The sequence below is a fragment of the Antarctobacter albus genome (assembly GCF_900101505.1).
Taxonomy (GTDB): domain Bacteria; phylum Pseudomonadota; class Alphaproteobacteria; order Rhodobacterales; family Rhodobacteraceae; genus Antarctobacter; species Antarctobacter albus.
The window spans coordinates 1-5352 of the sequence record NZ_FMZI01000032.1 but is presented as its reverse complement, the minus strand read 5'-3'; the positions used below and the strand labels follow the sequence as shown (position 1 = coordinate 5352).

The 5352-nt window shown below is 58.0% G+C and carries 4 protein-coding genes; 1 reads left to right on the top strand and 3 read right to left on the bottom strand.

Translation table 11 applies throughout. The features are described 5' to 3' along the window. Window positions 1-88 precede the first annotated feature (88 nt). Window positions 89-1576 (bottom strand): hypothetical protein, encoded by a 1488-nt coding sequence (locus BLQ71_RS25610; RefSeq protein ID WP_074623762.1) that lies wholly within the window; start codon window positions 1574-1576, stop codon window positions 89-91. Between the two features lie 486 nt (window positions 1577-2062). After that, the gene (locus tag BLQ71_RS25605) at window positions 2063-3184 is read right to left on the bottom strand and encodes a DNA cytosine methyltransferase (protein ID WP_074623761.1); all 1122 of its coding nucleotides are present in this window, start codon (window positions 3182-3184) and stop codon (window positions 2063-2065) included. Window positions 3185-3310: 126 nt separating this feature from the next. On the opposite strand from BLQ71_RS25605, the gene BLQ71_RS25600 reads away from it, so the two are divergent. After that, window positions 3311-4978 (top strand): hypothetical protein, encoded by a 1668-nt coding sequence (locus tag BLQ71_RS25600; RefSeq protein WP_074623760.1) that lies wholly within the window; start codon window positions 3311-3313, stop codon window positions 4976-4978. Window positions 4979-5048: 70 nt separating this feature from the next. On the opposite strand, the gene BLQ71_RS25595 is transcribed toward BLQ71_RS25600, so the two are convergent. Then, on the bottom strand, window positions 5049-5352 hold a 304-nt coding region (locus BLQ71_RS25595; RefSeq protein WP_074623759.1), incomplete at its 5' end, for an IS5/IS1182 family transposase.

Sequence of the window (5352 nt, the reverse complement as noted above, 5' to 3'; positions counted from 1 at the left end):
TATGACCGCTGCCCACGAACCTTCTTCTCAGCAATCGCACTTGCTGCGACCGTAATCTTCTGGCTTTGAGAGAGAACGAGTCCTGACCCTAGGCGCGCTGATCCGCCTGCCCCTTCTGTCCAACGCGCCGCCCTTGATCCAGCCGCACGAACCCCACGCTGACGCGACGTGCGATGCGGTCGGCGAGTTCGCGGAACCGGCTCTGCCGCTCCTTGAATGCGGGCCGTTCGGCGACAGGCAGGGCCGCTCCGGTTTTCTGTAACAACTTGGCAGCCTCTGCCAGGCTCAGTTGCGCATCCTGGAAGGTTTCCCGGATCTCCACTTCGGCGGTCTCGCGGGCATCGCCGCGCATGCGCTTCCATCCAGCCCGCAGCCGGACGAGGAAGCCCATCACGCGCTCAGGGGCTTTCGCGGCCGCGACTTTTACCCGCACGACGGTTTCCTTTGCGTCCGGCAGATCAGTGGGGCGGAGCATGTCCTCCATCGGAGCATCAAGGTCGATGGCGCCTTCTGCGACGGCATCGGCCACGGCGACGATGGCATTGACTTCGACCTCGCGGATCGCCACTGCTTCTTCCCGCGCGCTGACGTCCTTTGCCTGTTCTGTCAGTTGCGCCGCCCGGTCATCAAGCTCGGCACTGCGCGCGTTGACTGCCTTGCCCTTCGCCTCAGTCGCGGCCGTCTGCTCGGCAAGGCTCAATCCGCGCGCCTCAAGCGCTCGTTCGCCAGCCTCCACGGCCTGAGACCGCGCCGTCAGCTCTGCATCCTTGGCCGCAGCCACGGCTTCACGCTCATCCAGCTCCGCCTTGCGTTGCTCGATCTTCTTCTCCTGATCCAGGCGCCACTGTCGGGTGCGGACATGGCGGCGCTTTTCCGGCACCTCTTCTCCGTTTTCGCGGGCCTGACGGCGTGCAGCCGCATCCCGCGCCCCGCGGACCAGACCGATCTGGCTGAACCATTCGCCCACGTCGTCCTGCGCCTTCTCGTAATCCTTGATGAACGCGTATTTCGAGGGTTGCAGGGCCGGGCATTCGACCCCGTATTTCTTGACCGTCACGCGGGGCACGATCACCGCGTGGATGTGGAAGGCATCCTCATCGCTGTCCGACCGGGCGTGCACCAGATCGTTGCCGAAGGTCTTGAGGAGCCATTCCTTCGCGTGCGCCTCGAACTGCCTTTGCCGCTTGTCATCGAACTCGATGTTGGAATACTCGGTTTCAGCAAACCAATCCCTGTTCGCCGTCAGGATGACCTCACGCATCGGTCCATGCCGCGTCTTCCGCCAAGGATCCTTCGGCCCCTCGGCCATGCGCCGCCTGACGGCCTCCCGATCTTTTCGCCTTTCATGGTACTCAAGCTCGGCCGCGAAGGTGGTCATCTTCATTTCGTTGATCTCGTCCCTGATCTTGTCGGCCCAGTCCTTGGGGCCGATGATCGGGTCGGGCAGCTCGATACTTTTGAAGTGGATGTGTCCGAGGTCGCCGCCCTCTCGCTTGCGGTGGACCTCGTAGCCGGCGATGTCCGCGGGGAACATGCCTTCGAACCGCAGGACGACCGGGTGCTTCTTTCTCGCCATGATGACCTCCTCGGCGGAGGAGCCATACGGGGGCAAACGCTAACGGAGGGTTCAGCGTCTTGGGGCGCTTCGTGCTGAGGTCGGATTCAGGGGTGGAAAAGGAATTTACTCACTAAGCAGGACGAACTCCGGTGCCTGCGGCACCTGCATTCGTCCTGCCGCTCGCCCAGGGCTCTGCCCCGGGACCCCGCGCCTTCCGCGGGAGGCTTCCGCCGGATCAGGGTCATCGTTCCGCACTCCCCCTGAACCCCCTGCTCCCGGAGGGAAGAGACTTCGCTCTCCTCCCCCGAACCCCCTCCATCGAGTGCTCCCCGCACGGGCCAGAGGGAGGCATTCGCCATGCCCCCCTCTGGACACCCCCAAGGCGCCTCCCGGCGGGGTGGCATAGATGACATCGACCGCGACACGGACTAACTTGGCAAGGGTGGCACCCTTGCCTCGCAATCCCCGTCACGAAGCTCTTGACTGATCAGATTTGGGTTCCGTTCAAGCCGCGTCTTGCGAGTCTCGGGAAGCCTCCGCTTCGCTCAGAATTCCGTCCACACTTCGAGCGACAGCTTCGGCAAGCTTGCACGGAACAGCATTCCCGATTTGTCGGTAGACCGACGACTTCTTGCCATGAAAGTTGTATTCGTCGGGGAAGGTCTGGATGCGTGCACACTCTTTGATGGTCAGGCGGCGAAGTCGCTTTGGTGCCTCCCCAGGCTTCGCCTTGCAGCCTTTCAGCAATTTTGCGTGATATGCTTCTATCAGACTCGGCTTCCCTTGCAGAATCTCCGCCTCGTCAACGATGGGCGTCTTGTTCCCACCCATCGAGGCAGGCAGCGTGGACGAGAATCCTTCGCTGCGAATTGGCCGTCCCGCGCCGTTGAACAACATGCCCGCGTAAGGAGACTTGCGAAGGATCGGTGACTTCGCGAACGCGACCTTGGCCGTGCACGTCACCGGATTGCTGGCTGAGCCTGCCGCGCCGAGGCTCCGAACGATCTCAGCTACAGTCGGCGGGGCTGCCCGTTGGCTGTCGAGGCGCTGCTGCACGTCTGTCATCAGAGCGTCACCGCCAGCATCATATAGGTCACGACGTACACCGATGAGGAACATGCGTTCCCTATTTTGCGGAACGCCAAAATCTGTCGCGGTCAACACAACGAGCGCTACGCTATACCGTGGGTTAGTTCGGTCGAAGATCTTCTTCCGGACAGCCGCCCAACGGTCTGAGATGGCCAACGCCTTCACGTTCTCACACACAAATGACCGGGGTTTCAGTTCGTCAACTGTGTCGAAGAAGGCATGGATCAGATCACTCCGTTCGTCGTCAGGATCCATCTTGCCGGCTACTGAAAAACCTTGGCATGGTGGGCCACCGTACACGATGTCAATGTCCTCCGGCACGCGCGAAAGATCAATGTCTCTTACGGAAGTTGGCGTGATCGCGTTACCCCGGTGGCCCACCAAGTGTAAGTTTTTATTGAAGGACTCGCATGCGTCGGCATCAATCTCGCAGGCGACCAGAGACTCGAAGCCTGCCCGGGCGAAGCCGATGTCCATCCCGCCGGCTCCGCTAAACAGCGAGACGGCAAGCCGCTTCTGAGTGTGCTCGTCTCCCATACATGCCTCCAAAGCCCGATTGTTTTGCTCTCATTTGTGCCTAAGGCAGTCTCGAAAGCAAGATGTTGATCTTTCCCGCGAGTGACTTTCTGCTTAAACGTGCAGGAAAATCTTTACGGAATCATTATGTCGAACGCGCTCGATACTGCCATACGCACCCTTTTGCTACCCGTTAAGCCCGGAACCGGCGACGAGTACGGCCTTCGAGCGGCAGAGATTATGAATGACCTCGGTGTTCAAGAGGACATGGTTGATTGGGTCGACCTTGAGGCGTCGAACTGGGAGCGAACATCTCAGCCAAGCGACGCATTTCGGTCGTTCATCGAACGCCTACTTTTTTCTCCCGGGCTTGCTCCTTCAACGTTCATCATAGAGCCGGCCGCCCTTGGGGATCCGGCGACCTCAGAGCGCATCTTGCAGTCGTTCGCCAGTTCTTACTTCGATCTCCATGCAAGGGTCGTTGATGAAGAGAAGGTGTCACATCAAGACGCCAAGCGAGTGCTTTCGCACACCCACACCATGCTGCTGCTCGCTTCCGGCGCTCGAATGACAGCTTCAAGAATCTACTCCATCCTATTGGCGGATGGTATCCAGCTTGGAAAAAGCTGGTCGACGCCGCGGTTCATCTTGGATGCATGTAAGTTGAAGCAAGAAGCACCTGCGGCAATGATCCAATCAATATTCGATAGTGATGCTGAGGCCGAGCCAGAATTGTTGGGTGATCTCGATATAGAAGGGTGCGTATCCTTTGTAGGAGCCACTGGCGAAAGTTTTGGGTACACGGGAGATCTAACAGGCCAGCTTGGAAATTTAATCATAGAAGAGCCTCATGCGCCATATCTGACGATGCTGCACTTTCAGATCAGCCTTTTAGCACTCTTCAATCATCGCCTGACAAATGGGTACGAGTTCAGCCCACGCGGAGAAGGTGTGCTTTGGCTTCGAGATAGATATAACGAAGCTGGCTTGAATGTCGGCTTAAGTCCATTCCTAAATAATGCAAAAAGTGTTGACACGCTTAATGCAGGCTGGGCATCGGCGAAAAAGAAAAAAGAGCGCAACAGTGCGCGGTCCCTTACCGACATCTTGTCCGGACTTGATCGAATGAGCGATCCGTCAAGATCTGCGCTCGGTCAGTACCTTCGAGCTGTGCTGCATCGTATTGTGCGTACGTCTCGCGAGGCCGGGGGTGCCTTGGCGCACCAAATCCCCGCGTTCGACTCGGCCTCATCGGAGGCACTGCTGCGTGGAGTTTCACTTGGGAACACCGGCACTCGAGGTGTAGTAGAACAACGACTTACAGACTCCATTGCCATCCTGGAAGCCGGCGACCTCAAAAACTGGCGCCTGCGCGGGTTTGGGGACAGCGTCTTCACGACAAATACATCCCAGAAGAAGCTTGGCGATGCGGAGCTAAAGCACGCAGAAGAAATGTGGATCACTGCGATTGAAGCTCATGGAGGGCGACTGACTGAGCGATACGTGCAAGACCACTTATTCACGATGAATAACGTTATCCCGCTTAGGGTTGAGGAGTTGGAAGATCGAGGGCCTTTGGCCGATTGGACTCTTGATCTGCAATTCTTTGCGCATGATTTTGAGTTGGGGATGACAAATGCAACAAATATCGCGGGTCTTCCGGTCACAATACGTTATAGAAAATATTCTGAACTCGTTGCACTTGCCTCGGATGATTTAGCTGAAGTTCTCGATCAGAGATTTTCTGTGCATCTCAATCAGTTCATCGTGCACCCTTCGACCCGTGAAAAGGTTCTGGAACTGATCACCCCATAGGCGAAAAATCACACCCGATCTATTTTCATCTTTCTCGCTCAAGTAATTTAGGCTCAGGACTCGTTCTCCCTCAAAGCCAGAAGATGACGGTCGCGGCGAGAGCTATCGCCGAGAAGAAGGTCTGCGGGCATCGGTCGTAGCGTGTCGCAACGCGCCGCCAGTCCTTGAGCCTGCCGAACATGATCTCGATGCGATTACGGCGTTTGTATCGCCGTTTGTCATACTTTACCGGCGTCTTCCGTTTCTTCCGGCCCGGGATGCAGGGGCGTATCTTCTTGTCCTGCAAAGCTTCTCTGAACCAGTCGGCATCGTAGCCACGGTCTCCGAGAAGCCATTTCACGTTGGGCAGCCCGCTGACGAGCGCACGCGCCCCG